Source organism: Bacillus sp. Bwzl_19 (assembly GCF_054900515.1).
On record NZ_CM142729.1, the window covers coordinates 1,539,231 to 1,564,975 of the forward strand.

Here is a 25,745-nt window from a genome sequence, read left to right on the forward strand (position 1 = left end):
AACGCTGTTTAGCGTCTCATCCTTTTTTTATCCGTGCAGACAGCCTGTAACAATAAATCAGTGCGTATACGGCCAGAGCCGCCAGCGTTACGGTGGGACCGATTTCGATCAGTGTGTTCCACCCGCTAACTGCAGCCGTGGCCGCGTTTTGATCACGGAAAGGCAGGAATACCGACTGATAAGGTTCGTCCAATGCGAGGTAAAGCGGCTTCCACAGTAAAAGAACAAATAGAGCGGCATAAATGCCCTGAAGGATACGCGCCGTAAAAAACGGTTTAAATCGGATATCTGTTTCCGATAAAATGCCGGCTACCTGCGCCTGTACGGAAAGGCCGCTGAACCCGAGAATAAAACTCACAATCATTGCTTTCGGCAGCAAGGCGGCATCCGCTTCACTGACCAGCTTGCTCCCAAGCGTAATTTCAAACATTCCGCTGATAAGAGGAATGTCCAGGCTTACAGGAAGATGGAAGAGCGAAAGCAGCGCGTTTGTAAATACAGAAAGTACATCCATGACTTGTACGATTGATAACAAGCGGCTGAAAACCGAAAACAATATAATAAAACCGCCCACCATCAGCAAGGTTTGTACAGAAGAGGTGACGGCGTCGCCCAAAATTTTACCGAGCGGCCGCTTTTCCGAAAGCCGCGCCTTGTGGAGGGCCAGAAATGCTTCTTTCAGCGAAGGAAGCACGATCGTCTTTTTACCGGTATACGCCGCTTCTTCTTTCCGTCCGTATGAACGCATCGTCAAACCGACGGCGATGTTTCCGAGATAGTGAGCCGATGCCAAAAGAATGCCGAGTGACGCGTTATGAAAAAAGCCGACCGCCACAGCCGCGAATATAAATAACGGATTGGATGAATTGGTAAAAGAGACGAGGCGTTCAGCCTCTACTCTGGAGATTTGTTTTTCCTGGCGCAGCCGTGCAGTCAGCTTTGCGCCGGCCGGATTGCCTGAAGCCATGCCCATAGCCAGTACAAATCCGCCGACCCCCGGCACTCTGAAAATCGGGCGCATAAAGGGTTCGAGTAAAAGGCCGACAAACCTGACGATGCCGAATCCGATTAAAAGCTCAGAAAGAATAAAAAACGGAAGCAAAGAAGGAAAAACTACCTCCCACCACATGGAAAGACCGGTTTTGGAGGCTTCGAATGAGGCCTGCGGGTGTGAAATAACCGTCGCCGTCAAAAAAATAAAAAACAATGAAATCAAAAATGTATGAAACTTAGACAAATTCATTCTTACCTCCCCGATGCTAAAATTGCGCACTGATATTTATATCATGATAAAATATAGAACAGACCTTAGGACGGCCGGGCAAGTACCTATTCGTCATCCTGTACTAATATACGAGCATAGGGGTTCAATTTAGACCATAGAATTCATGTATAGGATTTCTATAGGGGGTTCATCGCGTTGGCCAAACCTACAATCGGGTTAGCGTTAGGTTCGGGAGGGGCAAGAGGCATTGCTCATCTCGGAGTGTTATCCAGTTTACATAAGCATCAGATTCCAATTGATATGATTGCCGGCAGCAGCATGGGGGCGTTAGTCGGCAGCTTTTATGCGGCCGGGCATGATGTGGCCACGATGAAAAAAGTCGCCAAAGCATTTAAGCGGCGGCTGTACGCGGATTATACGATGCCGAAGCTCGGATTTTTAAAAGGGGACCGCATCAGGCAGCTCGTTCATGCGTATACGTTCGGCAAGCCGATAGAAGAACTCCGGATCCCGCTCGGCATCGTGGCCTGCGACCTCCAGACCGGAGAAAAACTCGTTTTTACGAAAGGCTCCGTATCCGAAGCCGTCCGCGCGAGCATCAGCATACCGGGCGTTTTCGTCCCGCAAAAAATGAACGGGCGTATTTTAGTCGACGGCGCGGTAGTCGACAGAATCCCGGTTTCCGCCGTAAAGGATATGGGCGCTGATATCGTCATCGCCTCTGACGTATCCAGGGTGAAAAAAACGGAAAAAGCGGCACATATTTTTGATGTAATCATGCAAAGTATGGATATACTGCAAAATGAATTGGTCCGTCACCAGACCATTGCCGCAGACGTCATGATCCGCCCTTCTCTCGAATCATTCAGCTCAAGCTCTTTTGCCAACATTGATCATATGATCACAGCAGGCGAAGAGGCCGCAGATCGGATGATCGGCCGGATTAAACAAGAAATAGAGAACTGGGAGGGCTAACTCATATGAAAGCAAAACATTTTCGCTGGGTGTTTATCATCCTGATCTTATTAATCGCTATTACATTTATTAAGCTTCCGTATTACATTACACAGCCGGGAGAAGCATCAGAGCTGAGACCGCTGATTAAGGTGGACGGAGGCTACCCTGAAAAAGGAAGCCTTTCCTTGATGACTGTCAAAGTAGGCCCCGCCAATCCGTATACATATCTTTGGGCGAAGGTGCATCCTTACGATGAAATCGTCCCTGATGAAAGCATAAAAGAAGAGGGCGAAACTGATTCAGACTATATGAAGCGCCAACTGCAGATGATGAAAAGCTCTCAAGAAAACGCGGTCATTGCCGCTTATCAAAAAGCCGGCAAACAGGTAAAATACTCATTTAACGGCATTTACGCCAGCTCAGTCGTCTCCAATATGCCGGCAAAAGGAAAAATAAAGGTCGGTGATAAAATCATCAGCGCGGACGGGAAAAAATATGAATCCGCTGAAAAGCTGATTGATTATATCAGCAGCAAAAAAGCGGGAGAAAAAGTAACGTTTAACATTGAACGTGACACGAAAGAAAAGACAGTTACCCTTAAGCTGAAATCATTCCCGGACGATCCGAAAAGAGCCGGAATCGGCGTAGCATTATATACGGACCGGAACGTGAAAGTGAAGCCGGATCTTCATTTCAGTATTGAAAACATCGGCGGGCCTTCTGCCGGTCTCATGATGTCTTTGGAAATTTACAATCAGCTGACAAAACCTGACGAAACAAAAGGCTACAATATAGCCGGAACGGGAACAATCGACGTTGACGGCAAGGTCGGACCGATTGGCGGAATCGATCAGAAAGTCGTCGCCGCAGACAAAGCGGGAAAAGATATTTTCTTTGCGCCGAACCAAAACGGAGCTGAAAACTCTGATTATAAAAATGCAGTAAAAACGGCGAAAGCGATTAAGTCCGATATGAAAATCGTTCCTGTCGATACGATGCAGGACGCACTTGATTATTTGGATAAGCTGAAAGTAAAAAGCACCTGATACAGTCAGGTGCTTTTTTTCTATGCATTTAAAAAACGTTTTTCGTCTTCATCATAGCGGATCGGTGCTTGTGAAAATTCCTGCTTCTCAAACAGTGTGCGTTCAGGTTCTTTTATCGGCAGGCTGTAAATCCGTCCCGCTGATATGTCCAAATCCAGAGCGGGATGAGAGAAAGAAGAGAGCTTGCTGACAAGCGGTGCGGTAAGCTCTTTTTTCTTTGCTGACAGGTATGCCTGTCCTTTTTTAGTCATTCCGAGAAGACGGATATAAGGAGCGCTTGAAGGCTTTAAGAGCCGGTGCATATCTTCTTTTTTTGTCCGTGTCAGAATATGCGTGTTCATCCTCTGCAATCTCGTCCACGTATAGCGTTTTGTTTTCAATAATTCCATCATTTCGCGGTAGGACCGGGCTTGTCTGATGGTGCGCAGAATTCTGTGCTCTAAGCCTTCTTCCACTTCATAGATTCGGCTTAATTCTTCTGCGGACAAAGTGCTGAGGCTGTATTTTACATATGAAAAATAGTCTTCAGTGCTGTGCCATAATCCGTATGAGTTTTTGTATGCGTCCAGCTCGCGCACAGACGCTTCGGGGAGAAAGTTCTTAGCGGCCGCCGTTCCTTTTTCTATCAGCGCCTTTCGGATGCTTGTGGCGCTGGCTATCCGGCTGTTATCTCCGGGAAGCTCGGCGTCATGATACCCGGAAGCGATTCTGGCTGTCGTATAAGGCTTCATGGCAGACCCGGAGGCTTGTATGGCTTTGACGTAGTGAAAACCGAGAATATTGTTCGGCTTAGACAGGTCAAGCATGTCCTCACCTTTGAATACGTGTGAAAATGCTTTTGAGGCGGCGGCCGGATAGCTGAGCCCTTTTTTTAATTCCTCTTTCAGAATCACGGTGCAGTCAGCTTCCTTTCGGCTGAACGCTTCAGTCGCTTCAATAAATGGTTCGATCCGGCCGTTTTCACTTCCGAAAAACAAGCTGCTGCATCCTAATTGATGAAGAAGCGAAACACTGCCGCGCGCAAATAATTCCGCTTTTTGCACAGCATACATATAAGGGAGCTCAATGACGATATCCACGCCGTTTTCAAGCGCCATTTTTGTCCGGGCCCACTTTGAGACGGCGGCCGGTTCCCCGCGCTGCAAAAAAGGGCCGCTCATCACCGCCGCCGCAACGCTGCTGTCCGTATTGATTTTTGCTTGTTCCGCATGATAGCGGTGTCCGTTATGAAAGGGATTATATTCAACAACCAGGCCGACTGCTTTCATATTTGTCCCGCCTTTCTTGCTATGTTTTGCTTCGTGTGGTACATTTGCAAATGAAGTGCATTTTGCGTCCGTTTTGTTTAGTGTATGCATAGCCCATCCGGCTGTCAACGATTGCATGACGGCGGCATTATGCTGTAAAGAAAAAATATTGACAAAAACATTCTGAAAAGCTATAATCATGTTTGTTGCTTTCCTGAGGTGATACAAATGAAATGGACGATTTATCAGCTTCATCAAATGGCGAAAAAGAGCTTTGAATTTGATGAAACAGTTGAGTTGAATGAGCTGACAAAATTGAATTCTGACATCCGCCGCATTTCTCCCGTCCGGGTAAAGGGCCGCGCGGAGATTGAATCCAAGCAGGTTTCGTTTGACTTTACGATTTCAGGCGAAATGGTTTTGCCGTGCTCAAGAACTTTAGTTGATGTGCCGTATCCATTTACAATCGCGACAAAAGAACTGTTTAGATTTCATAAGACGGATGATATAGAAGATGAGGACGTTCATATTGCTGAAGACGATACCGTCGACTTAACTCCGATCGTAAAAGAAGAGATTCTTTTAGAAATTCCTATGCAAATCTTTTGTGAAACTGAACAAAAAAAAGGAGCCGCTCCCCAAGTGGGTAAGGATTGGCAAGTGATTTCTGAGGAAGACAAGAAAAATCAGATCGACCCAAGACTTGCGGATCTGAAAAAGCTCTTAACACAAGATGATGAATCTTAACTCTTTAAGGAGGTGGGAATAATGGCTGTACCTTTTAGAAGAACTTCTAAAATGAAAAAAAGATTGCGCCGTACACATTTCAAACTAAATGTACCTGGTATGACAGAATGCCCGTCATGCGGAGAGATGAAATTGTCTCACCGTGTATGTAAAGCATGCGGATCATACAACGGCAAAGACATAAATGTAAAAAGCAATTAATGTATGAAGAAAAGCGCGGGAATCTCGGTTCCTGCGCTTTTCTTTTTTTCTCCCTCCGGCCTGCTTCCGGCGAAAAAATTGTGAGCGCCAATAGTCTATCTAATCTATCAGCGGCATATGTATGAGGTAAATGAGCAAATATGGAGGGAGATACGATTGACGATAACGAGACAAGACGCGTGGACGCAAGATGAAGATTTGCTGCTGGCTGAAGTCGTGCTCAGGCACATTCGGGAAGGCGGGACCCAGCTTTCCGCTTTTGAAGAAGTGGGCAGAGCGCTGACGAGAACGGCTGCCGCCTGCGGATTCAGATGGAATTCTTATGTCAGGAAACAATATCAGTCAGGGATAGAACTGGCGAAAAAACAGCGGAAGGAATTAAGAAAGCAGATCGGAGTGCATTCCGCCAATCTGCCGGGAACCGTCAAGCAGCCTCCGATCCGCAGGACGGAAGGAGAAAAAGAGCTGTCCATTGATGATGTGATTTTGTTTCTGCAGCAATTTAAAGAGTCGCCAGCCGCAGCGGATGTGCGTCATGAAAAAGAAAAACTCGCAGAGCAGCTGACCGCGCTGCAAAAAGAAGTCGAGGATCTGCGTGAGGAAAACGAAAGCTTGAGAAACAAGCTGGAGATGACAGAAGAAGATTACAAAGCGTTAATTGACATCATGGACAGGGCGAGAAGGATGGTCAATTCGAAAGATGACGAAAGAAAATCGGCGCAGGGCCTGTAAAATCAACCGGCCTGAGGGCAGTGTCCCGGCCGGTTTTTTATTATGCTGTTTCCCCGGAAGTCATTTCACCGTCCATATCAGGATGCCAGATATAAGGATTTTCTCCTTTATCACGCGCCATATCATATTTAACGGGCTCAAAATTCATCTTATCCCAGAATTCTGCTGATTTCATGCGTGAATTTGTCCTGATCGGCATTCTGAAGGATTTGGCAAAATCAACAAGCGCTTTGCCGTACCCGTTGTTTTGATAGCCCGGAAGAACTTCAAGCTTCCAAAGTTCCAAAAAGTCCTGACGCTGATCAAAATACGGATTCGCACTTCCGTTTACCTGATATAAACTCATTCTCGCCACTAGTTTATCCCCGAAGTAAATCCCGTAAAAAGGCGAGGTGCTGTCATTTTCAATGATATTATCCTGAAGATCTTCAAGCATCGATAGCTCCTGCATCCCGTATTCCTTAAACCTTTTAAATTCTTCGAGTGTTTTAAAGTTGATGAGCAGGCGCTCTATTTTCAACACAAACTCCCCCTTTGTTGTGTTCTACCATTATTGTAAACGCTTTAATTGAAAATTCCAACTATAATATGTTTGTCTGTCTTATTGCTCAAAACGAAATTGAAGTAATTTGGAGCGGCTTCTGCTATGATAATATGGAAAAATGCAGATATAGGGTGTGACAGTGTGAAAATCGGAATTATTGGCGGCGGAGCGGTGGGCCTTTTATGTGCTTGCTACTTATCGTCCCGCCATCAGGTAACGGTCATAACGCGGCGGACGGAGCAGGCTGATGCGATTAACACGTGCGGTATACGGCTTGTGAAAGACGGAAAAGAATTTACGGCGTCATGCAGAGCGCAAACAGGCATCACTTTCGGATACGACCTCTTAATCGCAGCTGTGAAACAGCATCAGCTCAGTGTTGTTTTGCCGGATCTTGAGACAATAAAAGGGACGAATGTGTTGTTTTTGCAAAACGGCATGGAACACATAAACGACATCAAGGAATGGCGTACGGATCATTCACTTTATGTCGGCACGGTTGAGCACGGGGCGAAAAGAATATCGGATCATGCCGTTGAACATACGGGAGCTGGAGCCGTGAGATGGAGTGTATTCCGCGCGTCCCGTCCGGAAACGCTCAAAAGCATCTTTTCCGGCATGCACCGGGATTTTCCCGTATATGATGAAAACGACTGGTATCGTCTTCTAACGGGAAAACTGATCATAAATGTATGCATCAACCCGTTAACTGCATTGCTGCGCGTGCAAAACGGAGAGCTGCTGACAAATGCCGCTTACAAAAAATATATGAGAAACGTGTTTGAAGAAGCGGAGGCAATACTTGGCCTTGTCGATAAAGAGGAAGCGTGGAACAGGGTTTGCGAAGTTTGCGGCCTGACGGAAAAAAATCATTCTTCCATGCTTGTTGATATCATGGCAGGAAGACGGACAGAGGCGGATGCGATTATCGGCTACCTTGTAAAAGAAGCGGAAAACCGCGGATTGCCGGCCGTTCATCTCCCGTTTTTACACCGCAGCATAAAAGCGTTAGAAAGAAACTGAAACAAAGTCTTTTGAGGTTTTCCGGTAACATGCTATACTCATTTCGGAAACCTAACTATTTATTGGAGAAAGGAAGTTCCAGACAGATGCAGCTAACTGAACTTTCCATCAAAAGTCAAAATACGTTTGTGCAGCACTATATAGATGGAGAAAACATGTCTTCATTTTTTGATTATGATATTCATTCTGAGGATGTATGGCAAGAGCGGCTCCGTGACCTGTCTTCACGGCCGTTTGCCAGAGAGGAATTAGCGGATTACCTATCCTCCTATCATGAAAAATTTCACTCCGCAGCCATGCAGGCCTCCATCGAAAAACTAAGAGATCCAAAAAGCACAGCGGTTGTAGGCGGGCAGCAGGCCGGTCTTTTAACGGGGCCTCTTTACACCATACATAAAATTATCTCCATTATCGTACTTGCCAGACAGCAGGAAGAGGCGTTACAGATACCTGTCGTTCCGATTTTCTGGGTGGCGGGTGAAGATCACGATCTGGAAGAAATTAATTATGTGCACACGTCAACAGAGAAAAAAGGGCCGGTGAAACAGAAACTTCCGCAGTCTTACTGGAAAAAAACATTGGCGGCTAAAACCCCGCTTGATCAGGAAAAATGTGCGGCGTGGATTGAAGAAGTGTTCGCTGCGTTTGAGGAAACGGATCATACAAACGCACTCCTTCAAAATGTGATGCGATGTTTACGCTCATCAGAGACGTTCACGGACTTTTTTGAACTGTTGATCGCTGACTTGTTTCAAGAAGAAGGCCTTATTCTGATGAATTCGGGAGATCCCGGGATTAAAAAGCTGGAAACGGGAATGTTTCAGCAGATTTTAAAACACAATAATGAGCTTGCCAAAGCCGTGTCAGATCAGCAGCGTCTTATGCGGGAAGCCGGTTATCACCCGATTATTGAATCAGACAAAGAACAAGCCAACCTGTTTTACGAACATGAGGGAGAGCGCTTCTTAATTGAAAAAGAAAATGGCGTTTTTGTCATTAAGGAGCTTGACCTGAAGTGGACGAATGACGAACTTCATACCCATATGGAAGAAAAACCTGAATGTTTCAGCAATAACGTTGTGACAAGGCCGCTTATGCAGGAGTTTCTCATCCCGACGCTTGCGTTTATCGCAGGACCGGGAGAAATCAATTATTGGGGCGAGCTGAAGCAGGCTTTCTCATTAATGGGCTTCGCCATGACACCGGTAGTGCCGAGACTGAACATTACGATCCTTGAGCGCCATATTGAAAAGAAGCTTTCAGAACGGAATATCCCGCTTCAGGAAGCGATTGAACACGGCACCGGACACCTGAAAGACACTTATTTTGAAGAGCAGATTCCGGAAGAGTTTTCTGCTGTGATGGAGCAGGCGAAGTCGCAGATTGAAGCTGTCCATAAAAGTGTAAGGAACGAAGCGCTTAAGGTCGATTCAAGTCTTGAGCCGCTCTTACAGAAGAATGCCGCTTTCATTCAAGATCAGCTCTTGTTTTTGGAACGGACGGTAACGAAAAGAATTGAAGAAAAAGAAGGTTTTGTGCTGCGAGACTACGAAAGAATCCAAAACAGCATCAGACCGCTCGGCGCACCGCAAGAGCGGATCTGGAATGTGATGTATTATTTGAACCGCTATGGTCCAAAATTCTTCACAACCTTCAAATATCTGCCATTTTCTTTTCAAAACCAACATCAGATTGTCAAACTTTGAAATAAAGTTTTAAAGAACCCTGAATAGTTCAGGGTTTTTTTTTATGTTTAAACAGTGTAAAATGAGGTTGTGGAGAGAAGTGGCGGATAGTGGTGAGTTTAGGGGAGAAAGTGGGGGTCCTTATCATGTTTATGGGTGAATACCAGCATACTATTGATGCAAAGGGCCGCATGATCGTACCCGCAAAATTCAGAGAAGGCCTCGGTGAGCAATTTGTGCTGACCAGAGGGCTTGACCAATGTCTTTTCGGATATCCGATGAATGAATGGAAGCTGATTGAAGAAAAGCTGAAGGCTCTGCCGCTCACCAAAAAAGACGCCCGCGCGTTTACCCGTTTCTTTTTTTCCGGTGCGACCGAATGCGAACTGGACAAGCAGGGAAGGGTTAATATTGCGTCATCTCTTCTGAATTACGCAAAACTGGAAAAAGAATGTGTTGTCATCGGGGTTTCCAATCGAATTGAATTGTGGAGCAAGGTAATCTGGGAACAATACACAGAAGAGCAAGAAGATTCATTCGCTGAAATTGCTGAAAACATGATTGGATTTGATATATAATGGATCTTCGTGCATCACAACAACAACTGACAATTCAATTCATTCCTGATAAAGGTGGGACCGACACAAATGTTTCAGCATAAGACAGTACTTCTTCGTGAAACCGTCGACGGTTTAAATATCAAACCGGACGGAACCTATGTGGACTGCACCCTGGGGGGCGCCGGGCACAGTACATATTTATTGCAGCAATTATCGGAAAAAGGACGCCTGATCGCCTTTGACCAAGATGACACAGCGCTTGAAAACGCAAAGCAGACACTGTCCGAATACAAAGGACAACTCATTCTGGTGAAAAGCAATTTTCGTTATTTAAAAGAATGTTTACATGAACACGGCATTACGAGTGTCGACGGGATTTTATTTGATTTAGGAGTATCCTCTCCGCAGCTTGATACACCGGAACGGGGATTCAGCTATCATCATGACGCACCGCTGGACATGAGGATGGACCAGTCGGCCGCCCTTACGGCGAAAGAAGTCGTAAATGAATGGCGGTATGAGGATCTTGTGCGGATTTTCTTTAAATACGGAGAAGAGAAATTCAGCAAGCAAATCGCCAGAAAAATTGAAGAGGCAAGAGAGAAATCGCCTATTCAAACAACCGGCCAACTGGTCGATCTAATAAAGGACGCGATACCGGCTCCGGCCAGAAGAAGCGGAGGCCATCCGGCCAAACGCGTATTCCAGGCTATTCGAATCGCCGTAAACGACGAGCTTCAAGTATTTGAAGAGGCCCTCTTGCAAGCGATAGAGGTGCTGAAGCCGGGCGGAAGGGTATCTGTGATCACTTTTCACTCGCTGGAAGACAGAATGTGCAAGACGACATTCAAGGAAAAATCATCACTTCCCGAACTGCCTCCGGGTCTTCCTGTGATACCGGAAGAATTTGAGCCGGAATTAAAACTGATTACGAGAAAACCCATTACGGCATCAAAAGAGGAGCTTGAAGAAAATAACCGCGCCCGCTCAGCGAAGCTCCGCATTGCGGAAAAACGAAAATAACGGGCAGCAAATGACAAGATTAAAGGAGGTCATCAGCCTATGAGCAACTTAGCTTACCAGCAGGAAAAACAACAACGGCCAGTGATAAGCCCCGAAAAAAAGGTGATTGTCAAAAAGAGGGCTTCCATTACACTTGGGGAAAAGGTGCTGCTCGTCCTATTTGCCATTGCCGTTCTCTCCACTTCGATGTTTATCGTATCAAAGGCATATGCGGCATACCAATCCAATATTGAGGTGCAAAAACTGGAAGAGAAAGTATCTGAGAAGAATAAGCAGATCGCTGATCTCGAAAAAACGGCGGCTGACTTGAGCCAGCCTCAGCGCCTGATGGATATCGCCAAAAAGCACGGTTTGAATCTGAAAGATAAAAAAGTGAAAAACATACAGGAATGATAACCCATGCCTAAAAAAAATAAGTTTATGAACAGAGGAGCAGCGATACTGAGTATTTGTTTCGCTCTCTTTTTCTTTGTCATTCTCGGGAGAATGGCGTACATTCAATTAACCGGTAAAGCAAACGGGGTAGAACTTGCAACAAAAGCGACCGAGCAGCACGAAAAAAAGCGGACGATAGAAGCGAGCCGCGGCTCCATTCTTGACCGGAACGGCAAAGTGCTGGCTGAGGACACGGCGACATATAAGCTCATTGCCATACTTGATAAAAAGATGAAGCCTCAGTATGTCAAGGATAAAGAGAAAACAGCGGAAAAGCTGGCGAGTGTTATTAATCTTGATAAAAGCGAGATTCTGGACATCTTAAACAGGGATGGCGCGAAGCAGGTGGAATTCGGTTCAGCCGGCCGTGATATCTCTTATGCGAAAAAACAAAAGATCGAAAAAATGAATCTTCCGGGTATTTCTTTCTTAAGAGATACGAAGCGCTATTATCCGAATGGCGTATTTTTGTCAAATGTTCTCGGCTATGCCGATGTGAACGAAAAAACAAACCAGATCCAAGGCTCTTTAGGGCTTGAAAAAATACTGAACAACTATCTGACGGAACGCGACGGGTCCGTCACTTACGAAAGTGATAAATCCGGCTGGAAACTTCCGAACAGCAAAGAAAAAATCACCGCACCCAAAAATGGTGACAATGTATATTTAACCATTGATCAGAAAATTCAAACCTTTTTAGAAGACAGCATGACAAAAGTGGCGGAAAAATATAAACCGAAAAAAATCATGGCGGCTGTCGTAGAACCGAAAACAGGCAAAGTGCTTGCGATGGGGCAGCGCCCGAGTTTTGACCCGAATATCAGAAACGTCACCAATTATTATAACGACTTAGTGTCGTACGCGTATGAACCGGGTTCGACGATGAAGATTTTCACCCTTGCCGCGGCGATGCAGGAAAATGTGTTTTCTGCAAACGAGAAATACAAATCAGGAACCTATAAAGTGGGCGGCAAACATGTTAAAGATTGGAACAACGGTGCCGGCTGGGGCATGACAAGTTTTCATGACGGTCTCATGAGGTCGTCAAATGTCGCCTTCGCCAAACTGGCAAACGAAAAACTCGGATTTGACCGGTTTAATGAGTATCTGCACAAATTTGGACTTTATCAAAAAACAGGGATTGATCTGCCTGGTGAAGTTTCAAGCAAAATTAACTTCAAATATGATTTTGATAAAGCGTCTACGGCTTACGGCCAAGCATCGGCGATAACGCCGATCCAGCAGCTTCAGGCGGTCACTGCGATTGCCAATAACGGAAAAATGATGAAGCCTTACGTCATTGATCATATTGTTGACCCTGATACGAAAAAAGTCGTCAAGCAGACAAAGCCCGAACAAGTAGGCACGCCGATCTCAGCCGATACGGCCAAACAAGTCCGAAACCTGCTCGGAGAAGTCGTGACGTCAGACATCGGAACGGGAAAACCTTATAAAATTGAAGGTTTTGATGTCGCGGGGAAAACGGGAACCGCGCAAATCGCCGGAACGGGCGGATATTTATCGGGAACGAGCAACTATGTGTTTTCATTCATGGGCATGGCGCCGAAAAATGATCCTAAGCTCGTCATTTATGTAGCCGTTCAGCAGCCGCAATTAAAAGAGGGTCAAAGCAGTTCTGATCCTGTCGCGGAAATTTTTAACCCGACGATGAAAAACAGCCTGCACTACCTGAACATCGAACCGACGGAAAAGTCAGATGCCGGTCAGGAGGAAACGAAAAGCCAAAAAATGCCTGACCTGACAGACAAGACAGTTACAAATGCTGAGAAGGAAGCGAAAAATGAACATCTCACACCGATTGTCATCGGCAGCGATGTTGCCGTAAAAGAGCAGTATCCGAAAGCCGGGGAAGATGTGATCACCAATCAGAAAATCTTCTTAAAAACAGACGGGAAGGTGACGATGCCGGATATGTCCGGATGGTCGAGACGTGAAGTGCTTCAATTCAGCAAAGTATCAGGCATTCACATTGATGTGAGCGGCGAAGGTTACGCTGCAAGCCAAAGTGTCAAAAAAGGTAAAGAACTGAAAGAAAATACCGTGATTAAGGTGAAATTTAAAAATCCTGATTAACGGAACAGAGAAGCCCGCAGCTGCTGCGGGCTTCTTTTTTATGCTCCGCCGTTCTATGTGTCCAAGCTGAGGCATAAATTGAAACAAGCCTAAATAAGGAGTGGACGGTCCCTTGCGCGTTTCAAATGTAACGGTTCGAAAACGTTTATTACTGGTTTTGCTTTTTGGCGTGATCATTTTTTTGATCATTGACAGCAGATTAGGCTATGTCCAATTTGTAATGGGAGAAAAGCTGACTTCGCTGGCTAAGGATTCTTGGAGCCGGAATCTGCCGTTTGAGCCTGAACGGGGAGAGATCCTTGATCGGAACGGCGTGAAGCTGGCAACTAATAAGAGCGCGCCGACCGTCTTTGTCGTACCGCGCCAGATCCAAAATCCCATCAAAACGGGCAAGCTCCTTGCGTCAGTTTTAAATATGTCGGAAGAGAAGGTCTACAAACACATTACAAAGAAAACCTCTATAGAAAAAATCTCACCTGAGGGCCGGAAAATTTCTAATAAAAAAGCGAAAGAAATCAAAGCGCTCAACTTAAAAGGTGTTTATGTGGCTGAAGACAGCATCCGCCATTACCCGTACGGAAGCTTTTTGTCCCATGTTCTCGGTTTTGCCGGTATTGATAATCAGGGCCTTCTCGGATTGGAGGCTTATTATGATGATGACTTAAAAGGTGTAAAGGGATCTGTGAAATTTTATACAGATGCCAAGGGGAAGAAAATGCCGGATGAAGCAGATGATTACACCCCTCCGAAAGACGGACTTGATATGAAATTGACGATTGACGCCAAAGTTCAGACGATTATAGAAAGAGAGCTCGACAATGCAGCGGCGAAATACAACCCGGACGGAATGATTGCGGTCGCGATGAATCCAAAAAACGGGGAAGTGCTCGGAATGTCAAGCCGTCCTGATTTTGATCCGGCCGACTATCAATCAGTGGATCCGTCCGTTTACAACCGGAATCTGCCGGTGTGGAGCACGTATGAACCGGGTTCGACCTTTAAGATCATTACGCTTGCGGCAGCGCTGCAGGAGCAAAAAGTAAACCTGCAAAGAGACCACTTTTATGACAGAGGATTCGCCGAGGTGGACGGCGCCCGCCTCAGATGCTGGAAAAAGGGCGGCCATGGTTCGCAGTCTTATCTTGAAGTCGTCCAAAATTCCTGCAACCCGGGGTTTGTAGAGCTTGGGGAGCGGCTCGGAAAACAAAAGCTGTTTCAATATATTAAGGACTTCGGCTTTGGAAAGAAAACAGGCATCGATCTGCAAGGGGAAGGAACGGGAATCTTATTTCCGCTTGACAGAGTAGGTCCGGTCGAACAGGCGACAACCGCTTTCGGACAAGGGGTTTCCGTCACGCCGATTCAGCAGGTGGCAGCCGTATCCGCAGCAATAAACGGCGGAACGCTTTACACGCCGTTTATCGCCAAAGAGTGGGTTGATCCCGTTACGAAAAAAACCGTTAAGAAACAATCACCGATTGCGAAAAGGCAAGTTATTTCCCAGGAAACGTCAAAGCAGATCAGATACGCTTTAGAAAGCGTCGTCGCTCAGGGAACGGGACGGAATGCCTTTGTGGAAGGATATCGCGTCGGCGGTAAAACAGGTACGGCACAAAAAGTCAAAGACGGCAAATATCTCGAAAACAACCACATTGTCTCCTTTATCGGCTTTGCGCCGGCTGATGACCCCAGCTTTGTCGTATATGTCGCGGTTGATAATCCGAAAGGCACAATTCAATTCGGGGGAACCGTCGCCGCGCCGATTGTCGGAAATATAATGAGAGACAGTCTGCCGGAGCTCGGCATTAAACCGCGAAAAAATCAAATCGAGAAAAAATATCAATGGAACGACACAAAAACAATAGAGGTTCCGAATGTTGTAGGGATGTCTGTCTCTGATCTTGAGTCGCTGCTTGTCAATTTGAATATTGACTCCTCAGGAAAAGGCAGCAAAATTGTAAAACAATCACCTGCAGCCGGAACGAAAGTAAAAGAAGGCTCTAAGATCCGGGTTTACTTGAGTGAAGAATGAGTCTTTTTGAGGCAGCCGATTGTTTTCGGCTGCCTCTATCATAAAGAGAAAAAAAGAAGATAACTTTTAAGATTAACTGGATGTATCCTTTTATTTACGCTAAAATATGAACTGTATGTTTAAAAGCCATTCTGACTTTTATAAACGGTTATCATGATAAAAGAATGAATAGAATTTCTGAGAGGTTTGATACAATGAAACTTACAAAGCTGCTTACATATTTAATGACCGAACCTGTTCAAAATGACTTTCATGACCCTGACATAACTTCAATCGAGATGGACTCCAGGGAAGTGAGAAAAGGGAGTCTTTTTGTGTGTATAAAGGGGTATACGGTAGACGGGCATGATTTCGCCCAAAAAGCCGCAGAAAACGGCGCAGCGGCCATCGTCGCCGAGAAAGAGCTTGACGTCGATGTTCCTGTCATTATCGTCCGCCGGTCACAGCGGGCGCTCAGCGTTCTTTCTGACGCGTTTTACGGGCAGCCGACAAAGCAGCTGCAGCTTATCGGCATCACCGGCACAAACGGCAAAACATCAACGACGCATATGGTGGACGAGATTTTCAAAAAAGCGGGCAGACAGACCGGTTTAATCGGAACGATGTACATTAAAATCGGCGATGAGACATTCCCGGTCAAAAATACAACGCCCGAAAGCGTCACACTGCAAAAAACGTTCAAGAAAATGAATGATGAGCATGTTGAGACAGCTATTATGGAAGTGTCTTCTCACGCTCTGTCACTCGGCAGGGTACACGGCTGCGATTATGATATCGCCGTGTTCACGAACCTGACGCAGGATCATTTAGACTATCACAAGACGATGGAAGACTACAGACAGGCTAAAAGCCTCCTGTTTTCCCAGCTGGGCGGCTCCTTCAACCATGAAAAGCCGAAGCGGGCCGTCTTAAACGCAGATGACAAAGCCAGTGCTTACTTTGAAAGAGTGACGGCGGCGCATATCCTTACATACGGAATCGAAAACGATGCCGATGTCATGGCGAAACAAATTGAGATCTCTGCGCAAGGCACAAGCTTTGAACTCGTTACGCCAAAAGGAACAAAGCAGATTACGGTTTCGCTCGTCGGCCGGTTCAATGTGTATAACGTACTGGCTGCAGCGGCGACAGCGATCGCAGCGGGTCTGCCGTTTGATACGATCACAAGCGCTCTTGAAGAGCTGCAAGGTGTCAGAGGCCGGTTTGAATTGGTGAACCACAATCAGCCGTTTCCTGTCGTCGTCGATTACGCGCACACGCCCGACAGTCTGGAAAACGTCCTGAATACATGCAAAGACATGACAGAGGGCAAGCTTTTCGTCGTCGTCGGCTGCGGCGGTGACCGGGACAAAACGAAACGCCCGAAAATGGCGGAAATTGCGGTGCGGATTGCCGACGAACCGATCTTTACTTCAGATAACCCGAGAAGCGAGGACCCGCTGGCCATATTAAGAGATATGGAAAGAGGGGTAGAAGGAACCTACTATCACAGTATCGCAAACCGCGAGCAGGCCATCTTTTTTGCCATTGCAAACGCGAAAAAGGGAGATGTGGTCCTGATTGCCGGAAAAGGGCATGAAACTTATCAGCAGATCGGCAATGAAACATTCGATTTTGATGACGCCGAAGTAGCGGGAAGAGCTATTGTTGAGCTGAATAAAAAGTAAAACAGGAAAGAGTGTTAGAATGAGGGAAATGAAAAGAATTACGGGGAAAAAATGTGAATATGATAACTACGTATGTCGTTTGAACGAAACGGGAGGAGAAAAGAGCAATGCTTGAGCAAGTGATTTTATTTACAATAATAATGGGATTTTTAATCAGTGTTCTGATATCTCCGATTCTTATCCCGTTTTTAAGACGCTTAAAATTCGGCCAGAGCATCAGGGAAGAGGGGCCGAAATCACATATGAAAAAATCAGGGACGCCGACGATGGGCGGGGTCATGATTATCGTATCCATCGCCATTACGGCAATTGTGATGACGCAGAAATTTTCGCAGCTGAGCGCGGAAATGTTTCTTCTGCTGTTTGTCACAATCGGGTACGGCCTGCTGGGCTTTCTGGATGATTATATTAAAGTGGTAATGAAACGGAATCTCGGATTAACATCGAAGCAGAAATTGATCGGTCAGATCATTATCGCCATTGTATTTTATGGAGTATATCATTATTGCCATTTTTCAACCGGCATCAGGGTGCCGGGCACACATCTGTCAATCGATCTCGGCTGGGGATACTTTATCCTCGTTCTCTTTATGCTTGTCGGAGGTTCAAATGCCGTCAACCTGACAGACGGTCTGGACGGTCTCTTGTCCGGTACCGCGGCTATCGCATTCGGCGCTTTCGCGATCCTTGCGTGGAATCAGTCACAATATGATGTTGCGATTTTCTCGGTTGCCGTTGTCGGCGCCGTTCTCGGTTTTCTTGTATTCAACGCCCATCCCGCAAAAGTGTTTATGGGGGATACCGGTTCGCTTGCGCTCGGGGGAGCGATCGTGACCGTTGCCATTTTGACGAAGCTTGAAATTCTGCTCGTCATTATCGGCGGAGTATTTGTTATTGAGACATTATCTGTTATCTTACAAGTTATCAGCTTTAAAACGACAGGAAAACGAATCTTTAAAATGAGTCCGCTTCACCACCATTACGAATTGGTCGGATGGTCTGAATGGAGAGTTGTCGTCACATTCTGGACTGCGGGACTGCTGCTTGCCGTTTTAGGAATTTACATCGAGGTGTGGTTATAAGTGGAAAACGAACTTTTTTTGCAAAAACAAAACTTTCTGGTCCTCGGACTGGCGAAAAGCGGATATGCGGCTGCGTCGATTCTTCATGAAAAAGGCATTAACGTCGTCGTGAATGATCAAAAAGCCTTTGAAGAAAACGAACCTGCCCAGAGGCTTTCAGAAAGAGGAATTGAGGTCATCTGCGGTGAGCATCCGACATCACTTTTTGATCAGCATGACATTACCATTCTGATCAAAAATCCCGGAATCCCGTATGAAAATATCATGGTGGAGGAAGCGCAAAGAAGAGGCATCCCGGTCTGGACGGAAATCGAGCTTGCGTATTATATCACCAATGCTAAATTCATCGGCATTACAGGTTCAAACGGGAAAACAACAACGACGACCCTGATCTACGAAATGCTGAAAGCTGACTCGATAAAAACGCTGATCGCAGGAAATATCGGCACTGTCGCCAGTGAAGTGGCTTATCATGCTGACGGCGATGAATGGATCGTCACGGAGCTTTCTTCGTTCCAGCTTATGGGGACCCATGCGTTCAGACCTGAAATCGGCCTGATTTTAAATGTGTTTGACGCTCATTTGGATTACCACCACAGCCGTGAAAATTACGAAAAAGCAAAGCAGAAGGTGTATCTGCATCAGCTTGAGAGTGATACGGCCATCGTTAACCAAAACGATGAAACAGTCGTGCGGCTTGCCAAAGGCGGAAAAGCCGGCACTGTTCCGTTTTCAGTTTCTCAGGAACTGTCAAGCGGCGCATTCATTAAAGACGGAATGCTGATGTTTGGCGATGAAGCGATTCTGCCTGTTGATGACATCGTGCTGCCGGGCGCGCACAATTTAGAAAATATTTTGGCCGCTGTGGCCGCGGCAAAAACGGCGGGTGCGTCTAATAAAGCGATTCAGAAGGTGCTGACAAGCTTTACCGGTGTCAAACACCGTCTGCAGTATGTGACTGCGATTCAGAATCGTAAATTTTATAATGACAGCAAAGCGACGAATATTTTAGCCACAAGCAAAGCGCTCTCCGCTTTCAAAGCACCGGTTATTCTGCTTGCAGGCGGACTTGACCGCGGCAACGGGTTTGACGAACTGAAACCGTATATGGACAATGTCAAAGCAGTTCTTACGTTCGGACAGACAGCGCCGAAGATAGAAAAACTGGGCAATGAGCTGGGAATACAACATGTCAAACGTGTCGATAATGTTGAACAAGCAGTATCTGCGGCGTTTGCGCTCTCAAATGAAGGAGACGTCATCCTCTTGTCACCTGCGTGTGCAAGCTGGGATCAATTCAAAACATTTGAAGAACGCGGTGACATGTTTATAGATGCCGTGCATATGCTTAAGTAAGGGCTTGTCTCTGTTTATCCGGCAGCCCTAAATGACTTATGCTTGGGGTGTCGATTGCTTTGACTACTAAAAAAACATCGCCTGATTTGTTATTAGTTATCATTACGTTATTGCTTTTAACAATAGGATTAATTATGGTTTACAGTGCAAGTGCGGTTTGGGCGGATTATAAATTTGACGACTCGTTTTTCTTTGCGAAACGGCAGCTGCTGTTTGCGGGAATCGGCGTCATTGCCATGTTTTTCATTATGAATGTGGATTATTGGACATGGCGCACATGGTCGAAGCTGCTTCTGATCATTTGTTTTTTTCTGCTAGTGCTTGTGCTGATTCCGGGAGTCGGAATGGTGCGGAACGGTTCAAGAAGCTGGATCGGAGTGGGAGCGTTCAGCATTCAGCCTTCGGAGTTTATGAAACTCGCGATGATTGCGTTTCTGGCTAAATTTCTTTCTGAAAAACAGAAGAACATTACGTCATTCAGACGCGGATTCGTTCCCGCGCTCGGAATCGTGTTTTCTGCATTTATTATTATCATGTGCCAGCCCGACCTTGGAACGGGGACGGTGATGGTGGGCACGTGCATCGTGATGATTTTTGTTTCCGGTGCGCGAATCGCTCATTTCGCGTTTCTCGGACTCATCGGTTTAAGCGGATTTGCGGCGCTTGTTCTGTCCGCTCCTTATCGGATTAAACGGATCACCTCTTACTTAAACCCGTGGGAGGATCCGCTTGGAAGCGGGTTTCAGATCATTCAGTCGCTCTATGCCGTAGGTCCGGGCGGCCTGTTCGGGATGGGGCTCGGCCAAAGCCGGCAAAAGTTTTTTTACCTGCCGGAGCCGCAAACCGATTTCATTTTTGCTATTTTATCTGAGGAACTCGGCTTTATCGGAGGCTCGCTCATATTGCTGCTGTTCAGTATTTTATTATGGCGCGGCGTCAGGATCGCGCTCGGCGCTCCGGATTTATACGGCAGTTTTGTCGCCATCGGTATTATTTCTATGATTGCTATTCAAGTCATGATTAATATCGGCGTTGTGACGGGGCTGATCCCTGTAACAGGAATCACGCTGCCGTTTTTAAGCTACGGAGGCTCATCATTGACGCTGATGCTCGCAGCGGTAGGCGTGCTTTTAAATGTAAGCCGGTACTCGAGGTATTGATCTGTATCTTGCCTCATCACTCATGATCTATTCGTTATTTATAAAAAAACAGACAACATCAATAACCCTGTCCTAAAAAACAGGGTTATCGCTGTGTGATTAAGGGGGACATACAAATGCGTATTGCAGTAAGCGGGGGCGGAACCGGAGGACACATTTATCCGGCTCTTGCTTTTATTAAAGAAGTTCAGCGCCGGCATCCGGATGTGGAATTTTTGTATATCGGAACAGAGAACGGTCTTGAGAAAAAAATTGTTGAACGGGAAAATATTCCGTTTCGCGCCATTGAAATTACTGGTTTCAAACGAAAGCTTTCTTTTGAAAATGTAAAAACGGTCATGCGTTTCTTAAAAGGCGTGAAGAAAAGCAAATCGTATTTAAAAGAATTTAAACCTGATGCTGTTATCGGTACAGGCGGCTATGTATGCGGACCGGTTGTATACGCGGCGGCAAAAATGGGGATTCCGACGATCATTCATGAGCAAAACAGCCTTCCCGGCATCACAAATAAGTTTCTCTCGAAATATGTTAATAAGGTGGCGATTTGCTTTGAAGAGGCAAAATCGCATTTTCCTGCTGAAAAAGTTGTTTTTACGGGAAACCCGAGAGCCTCTGAAGTCGTCTCAATTAAGACAGGCCGCTCATTAACTGAATTCGGGCTGAAAGACAATCAAAAAACGGTGCTCATTTTCGGCGGAAGCAGAGGTGCGGCTCCTATTAACCGTGCCGTTATCGATATGCAGGAAGAGTTGAAAACGAGACCTTACCAAGTTCTTTATATTACCGGGGAAGTGCATTACGAGAAAGTAACGGCTGAGCTGAAAGGCGGAAAAGCCGCTGATAATATGGTGACAAAACCGTTTTTGCATCAAATGCCGGAGTACTTACAGTCAATTGATGTCATTGTGGCAAGAGCCGGAGCGACAACGATTGCGGAAATCACCGCACTCGGCATTCCGAGTGTGCTCATTCCGAGTCCGTATGTGACAGCCAATCACCAGGAAGTCAATGCACAGGCGCTCAGCCAGCATGACGCTGCGATCGTACTGAAGGAAACCGAGCTCAGCGGAGAAAAACTGATCGCTGCGCTGGACAAAATCGTAATGAATGACGAAACGTTAAAAGACATGAGTGAGCGGACAAAATCACTCGGTGTTCCGGATGCGGCAGCCAGACTGTACAGTATCATGGAAGACATTAAAAAATAGAGCAAATGGAATGCGGAGGTTTACGATGGAGAACGTAATTCAGGAATTAAGAGACCGCGAAGTCGGCAAAGTGCTGGAACAAGAACCGCTCGCGAATCATACAACGATGAAAATCGGCGGACCGGCGGATATTTTGATCATCCCAAACCGTGTGGAAGCGGTCAAAGATATTATGAATATTGTGAAAAAATATGATCTGCCATGGACGGTTATCGGCCGGGGTTCAAATCTGCTCGTCCTTGATGAAGGCATAAGAGGAGTTGTCATCAAGCTGGGAGCGGGTCTCGATCATTTGGAGATTGACGGCGATCAGGTGACGGTCGGAGGCGGTTATTCAGTCGTCCGCCTTGCGACTTCCATGAGTAAAAAAGGAATGTCCGGTCTCGAATTTGCAGCAGGCATTCCCGGGTCAATCGGCGGAGCCGTCTATATGAATGCCGGGGCGCACGGATCTGATATGAGTGAGATTCTTGTGAAAGCCCGTATCTTATTTGAAGACGGCACAATCGAATGGCTGACGAACGACGAGATGGATTTCAGCTACAGAACGTCTGTGCTGCAGAAAAAACGTCCCGGCGTGTGTCTCGAGGCAGTTCTTAAGCTTGAGCAAAAGGAACGGGAAGCCATCACGGCGCAGATGCAGCAAAACAAAGATTACAGAAAAAATACTCAGCCGTACTCCAGCCCTTGCGCAGGAAGCATATTCAGAAATCCGCTGCCGAATCATGCCGGCAATCTCGTTGAAAAAGCGGGATTAAAAGGACATCAGATCGGCGGAGCGAAAGTGTCCGAAATGCACGGGAATTTTATCGTCAATGCCGGAGGAGCGACTGCCAAGGACGTCCTCGATCTGATTGAATATGTGAAAAAGACAATCCGTGAGCAGTATGATGTCGAAATGCATACAGAAGTTGAAATCATCGGCGGGAATCGTTAAAAGGTTCTCTGATTTACATGAGCTCATGTGATATACTTTTAACAAATGTCAAACGGCATCACAGCATGCCGTTTGTTTTTCAATCAGACGAATGTCAAGCTGTTTCATTCTTAGTGAGGTGGACAGGCAGTGAACCCAAATCATGAAAGAGAAAAAATCGTAAATATTGAAGAACGGATTCCGAAAATCAAAGAGCAGCGGAAACAAAAAGCAAACCGCCGGCTGATTTCATTCATTGTGCTCTTTTTTATGATGGTGCTGATCATCGTGTACTTGCAGATGCCGATCAGCAAAGTCTCTTCTGTCACCGTTTCCGGAAACGAAAACGTATCTGAAAAAGAGATCACCGAGCTTTCTGATATACATAACGGACAAACCGAGTTCTGGAGTCTGAACAAGAAAAAAACAGAAGAAATGATTGAGCAGAACAAGCTGGTGAAAAAGGCGGACCTTTCAAAAGCATTTCCTAACAAAGTCAAAATTCACATTGAAGAATATAAGACCATCGCGTATCTGCAGCGAAACGATGTGTATTATGAAGTGCTGGAGAACGGGACCGTGCTGCCGAACGAAGTCACGCCGGATGACGCGGGCCCGATTTTAGTTGACTGGACAAACGCGAAAAAGCGGGTCAAAATGGCGGAACAGCTTGATAAGCTTTCCGGTTCGTTAAAACAGTCGATTTCTGAAATCTACTACACTCCGGTAAAAATGGATCAGGACCGGATCAAGCTGTATATGAACGACGGATATGTAGTTACAGCTTCCATTAAAACGTTTGCCAGCCGGATGAAGACCTATCCTTCTATCGTTTCTCAGCTGGACGGCGGGAAAAAGGGAATTATCCACTTAGAAGTCGCTACGTATTTTGAAGAATTTAACAAAGGTAAATCTGACAAGAAAAAAGAAACTGAATAGTTCTAAAGAACTATTTTCAAGGTGATTCAAAAGAATCTATTGCAATCAGCGGGGCAGCCGATATAACCGATAGCGGAATAATTATGACTATGTTTGTTTCTGCCGGGGATATGGCTGCCGAACAAGCGGAAAATTCTCAATGCAATGGGCGTGTTTTCTGCAGTGAGCATTGCATTTGGAATTTTCCTCCTGTTTCTTCTTTTTTTGGATGTTTCTGGCAATATCTATAGCTTTTCTGAAGATTCATCTTAGTGTAGACTAGTGGAAAGCGGGTATATTTGCATCTGAATTGCACAGTGTGATCCGTGACAAGAAATTTTACGGTAAGGTGGGCCGTCTCTAAAAAAAATAAAAAAAATGCGATATAAAAGAGGATATACATAGAATATAACGAATAGTTTCATTAAACATAAATTGTGAGAAATCAGATAAGAATTTGTTGATGCTGTTGTTTTTGTTACACACTTGTAAAGCCACATTCATTGTATTGTTGTTCCGCAAATAATAGAATAGAATTGATCGAAATGTGAGGAGGTGCCATAGAATGAACAACAATGAACTTTACGTCAGTCTTGACATCGGTACGTCCAATACAAAAGTGATCGTCGGAGAAATGACAGATGATTCCCTTAACATTATCGGAGTGGGAAATGTACCGTCTGAAGGGTTGAAAAAAGGCTCAATCGTTGATATAGATGAAACCGTTCATTCTATAAGAAAAGCGTTTGACCAAGCTGAAAGAATGGTAGGTTTTCCGCTGAAAAAAGCCATTGTCGGCGTTAATGGAAATTATATTCATATTCAAGATACGAACGGCGTTGTCGCTGTTTCCAGTGAAAACAAAGAAATTCACGTTGAAGACGTCCGCAGGGTGATGGAAGCGGCACAGGTCGTGTCAGTGCCGCATGAGCAGCTGATCGTTGACGTCATTCCTAAACAGTTTATCGTTGACGGAAGAGATGAAATTACCGATCCGAAAAAAATGCTCGGAGTGCGCCTGGAAGTAGAAGGCACGCTGATTACCGGCTCCAAAACGATCTTACATAATTTACTTCGCTGTGTGGAGAGAGCGGGCGTTGAAATTACTGATATCTGCCTGCAGCCGCTTGCGGCCGGTTCGGCGGCTTTGTCAAAAGACGAAAAAAACCTCGGAGTCGCCATGATTGATATCGGCGGCGGCTCGACGACGGTGGCGGTATTTGAACAGGGGCACCTGAAGGAGACAGCCGTCATTCCGCTCGGAGGCGAAAACATCACTAAAGATGTATCGATCGGATTGCGCACTTCCACCGAAGAGGCTGAAAGAGTAAAAAAACAATTCGGACATGCATTCTACGATGAGGCTTCAGAAGATGAAGTATTCGAAGTCACCGTCATAGGAACGAATCAAAAGCAATCTTTTACACAGCAGGAAATTGCGAATATTATTGAAGCAAGAGTGGAAGAGATTCTGGAGATTGCCGCAACCGAAATTGAGCATATGGGAATTACAGATCTGCCCGGCGGCTTTGTGCTGACCGGCGGACAGGCCGCAATGCCCGGAGTGCTTTCATTGGCACAGGAAGTGCTGAGGCACAATGTAAGGGTCGCAAGCCCGAATTATATCGGTGTAAGAGACCCTCAGTATATGACGGGTGTCGGCCTGATACAATTTGCCTGCCGAAATGCCAGAATTCAGGGGAGAAAAATAGGCTTTCATATGCCGGAAGAAGCCGTGCAGGAAATCGCGGTCTCTTACGAAGAAGAACATCATCAGCGGCCAGAGGCGCAGCAGCGTCCAAAAGCAAAACAAAAAACACAAGCCGAACACAACAAACCGAGCAAAATGAAAAAACTATTAAGCATGTTTTGGGAATAGATTGATAG

At 45.9% G+C, this 25,745-nt stretch carries 23 protein-coding genes; 20 read left to right on the forward strand and 3 right to left on the reverse strand.

Annotated features, from left to right (window positions below):
• Positions 1-16: 16 nt before the first annotated feature.
• Complete coding sequence (gene ylbJ / locus ACW5MY_RS08195) at positions 17-1,243, reverse strand: sporulation integral membrane protein YlbJ (protein ID WP_014472570.1); 1,227 nt, start codon at positions 1,241-1,243, stop codon at positions 17-19.
• A 177-nt stretch (positions 1,244-1,420) separates the two neighbouring features.
• Between ylbJ and ACW5MY_RS08200 the strand changes: the two genes are divergently transcribed.
• Both ACW5MY_RS08200 and ACW5MY_RS08205 read left to right on the forward strand, forming a co-directional pair.
• Entirely contained in the window at positions 1,421-2,200 is a 780-nt protein-coding gene (locus ACW5MY_RS08200) for a patatin-like phospholipase family protein (RefSeq protein WP_013352156.1), read from the forward strand.
• Between the two features lie 5 nt (positions 2,201-2,205).
• Entirely contained in the window at positions 2,206-3,228 is a 1,023-nt protein-coding gene (locus ACW5MY_RS08205; protein WP_013352157.1) for a SepM family pheromone-processing serine protease, read from the forward strand.
• A 20-nt stretch (positions 3,229-3,248) separates the two neighbouring features.
• Here the strand turns inward: ACW5MY_RS08205 and ACW5MY_RS08210 are convergent, their stop codons facing one another.
• Positions 3,249-4,496: a nucleotidyltransferase gene (locus ACW5MY_RS08210; RefSeq protein WP_013352158.1), complete on the reverse strand. Its 1,248-nt coding sequence runs from the start codon at positions 4,494-4,496 to the stop codon at positions 3,249-3,251.
• A gap of 207 nt (positions 4,497-4,703) precedes the next feature.
• Here ACW5MY_RS08210 and ACW5MY_RS08215 point away from each other — a divergent pair, with 207 nt between their 5' ends.
• The 3 genes from ACW5MY_RS08215 to gerR all read left to right on the forward strand — a co-directional run bounded on the left by ACW5MY_RS08215 (position 4,704) and on the right by gerR (position 6,155).
• The gene (locus tag ACW5MY_RS08215; RefSeq protein WP_013352159.1) at positions 4,704-5,222 is read left to right on the forward strand and encodes a YceD family protein; all 519 of its coding nucleotides are present in this window, start codon (positions 4,704-4,706) and stop codon (positions 5,220-5,222) included.
• A 21-nt stretch (positions 5,223-5,243) separates the two neighbouring features.
• Positions 5,244-5,423 (forward strand): 50S ribosomal protein L32, encoded by a 180-nt coding sequence (rpmF, locus tag ACW5MY_RS08220; protein ID WP_003154457.1) that lies wholly within the window; start codon positions 5,244-5,246, stop codon positions 5,421-5,423.
• A 156-nt stretch (positions 5,424-5,579) separates the two neighbouring features.
• A complete protein-coding gene (gene gerR, locus ACW5MY_RS08225) occupies positions 5,580-6,155 on the forward strand; it encodes a sporulation-specific transcriptional regulator GerR (protein WP_013352160.1) in 576 nt (191 codons plus the stop codon).
• A 40-nt stretch (positions 6,156-6,195) separates the two neighbouring features.
• Here gerR and ACW5MY_RS08230 read toward each other — a convergent pair whose 3' ends face one another.
• Entirely contained in the window at positions 6,196-6,678 is a 483-nt protein-coding gene (locus ACW5MY_RS08230) for an N-acetyltransferase (RefSeq protein WP_013352161.1), read from the reverse strand.
• Between the two features lie 162 nt (positions 6,679-6,840).
• Between ACW5MY_RS08230 and ACW5MY_RS08235 the strand changes: the two genes are divergently transcribed.
• The 15 genes from ACW5MY_RS08235 (at position 6,841) to ftsA (ending at position 25,737) form a co-directional block, all read left to right on the forward strand.
• Positions 6,841-7,722, forward strand: coding sequence for a 2-dehydropantoate 2-reductase (locus ACW5MY_RS08235; RefSeq protein WP_061573876.1), 882 nt, complete (start codon positions 6,841-6,843; stop codon positions 7,720-7,722).
• Positions 7,723-7,808: 86 nt separating this feature from the next.
• Positions 7,809-9,428 (forward strand): bacillithiol biosynthesis cysteine-adding enzyme BshC, encoded by a 1,620-nt coding sequence (bshC, locus tag ACW5MY_RS08240; RefSeq protein WP_289394328.1) that lies wholly within the window; start codon positions 7,809-7,811, stop codon positions 9,426-9,428.
• Positions 9,429-9,553: 125 nt separating this feature from the next.
• Entirely contained in the window at positions 9,554-9,985 is a 432-nt protein-coding gene (mraZ, locus tag ACW5MY_RS08245) for a division/cell wall cluster transcriptional repressor MraZ (RefSeq protein ID WP_013352164.1), read from the forward strand.
• Between the two features lie 69 nt (positions 9,986-10,054).
• Positions 10,055-10,990 carry a 16S rRNA (cytosine(1402)-N(4))-methyltransferase RsmH gene (rsmH, locus tag ACW5MY_RS08250; protein WP_013352165.1) on the forward strand — a complete coding sequence of 312 codons (936 nt, stop codon included), beginning with the start codon at positions 10,055-10,057 and terminating at the stop codon, positions 10,988-10,990.
• 39 nt (positions 10,991-11,029) lie between these two features.
• A complete protein-coding gene (ftsL, locus tag ACW5MY_RS08255) occupies positions 11,030-11,383 on the forward strand; it encodes a cell division protein FtsL (RefSeq protein ID WP_013352166.1) in 354 nt (117 codons plus the stop codon).
• A gap of 6 nt (positions 11,384-11,389) precedes the next feature.
• Complete coding sequence (pbpB, locus tag ACW5MY_RS08260) at positions 11,390-13,519, forward strand: penicillin-binding protein 2B (protein ID WP_013352167.1); 2,130 nt, start codon at positions 11,390-11,392, stop codon at positions 13,517-13,519.
• 112 nt (positions 13,520-13,631) lie between these two features.
• Positions 13,632-15,551, forward strand: coding sequence for a stage V sporulation protein D (locus ACW5MY_RS08265; protein WP_289394329.1), 1,920 nt, complete (start codon positions 13,632-13,634; stop codon positions 15,549-15,551).
• 194 nt (positions 15,552-15,745) lie between these two features.
• Entirely contained in the window at positions 15,746-17,218 is a 1,473-nt protein-coding gene (locus ACW5MY_RS08270) for a UDP-N-acetylmuramoyl-L-alanyl-D-glutamate--2,6-diaminopimelate ligase (protein ID WP_013352169.1), read from the forward strand.
• Positions 17,219-17,325: 107 nt separating this feature from the next.
• Positions 17,326-18,300, forward strand: coding sequence for a phospho-N-acetylmuramoyl-pentapeptide-transferase (gene mraY, locus ACW5MY_RS08275; RefSeq protein ID WP_013352170.1), 975 nt, complete (start codon positions 17,326-17,328; stop codon positions 18,298-18,300).
• On the forward strand, positions 18,301-19,656 hold the full coding sequence (gene murD / locus ACW5MY_RS08280; protein WP_013352171.1) for a UDP-N-acetylmuramoyl-L-alanine--D-glutamate ligase: 1,356 nt from the start codon (positions 18,301-18,303) through the stop codon (positions 19,654-19,656).
• Between the two features lie 59 nt (positions 19,657-19,715).
• Positions 19,716-20,816 (forward strand): stage V sporulation protein E, encoded by a 1,101-nt coding sequence (gene spoVE, locus ACW5MY_RS08285; RefSeq protein ID WP_013352172.1) that lies wholly within the window; start codon positions 19,716-19,718, stop codon positions 20,814-20,816.
• 116 nt (positions 20,817-20,932) lie between these two features.
• Positions 20,933-22,024 (forward strand): undecaprenyldiphospho-muramoylpentapeptide beta-N-acetylglucosaminyltransferase, encoded by a 1,092-nt coding sequence (murG, locus tag ACW5MY_RS08290; protein WP_013352173.1) that lies wholly within the window; start codon positions 20,933-20,935, stop codon positions 22,022-22,024.
• Positions 22,025-22,049: 25 nt separating this feature from the next.
• The gene (gene murB, locus ACW5MY_RS08295; protein WP_013352174.1) at positions 22,050-22,961 is read left to right on the forward strand and encodes a UDP-N-acetylmuramate dehydrogenase; all 912 of its coding nucleotides are present in this window, start codon (positions 22,050-22,052) and stop codon (positions 22,959-22,961) included.
• Positions 22,962-23,090: 129 nt separating this feature from the next.
• Positions 23,091-23,879 (forward strand): cell division protein FtsQ/DivIB, encoded by a 789-nt coding sequence (locus ACW5MY_RS08300; protein WP_013352175.1) that lies wholly within the window; start codon positions 23,091-23,093, stop codon positions 23,877-23,879.
• 544 nt (positions 23,880-24,423) lie between these two features.
• Entirely contained in the window at positions 24,424-25,737 is a 1,314-nt protein-coding gene (ftsA, locus tag ACW5MY_RS08305; protein ID WP_013352176.1) for a cell division protein FtsA, read from the forward strand.
• Positions 25,738-25,745: the final 8 nt, after the last annotated feature.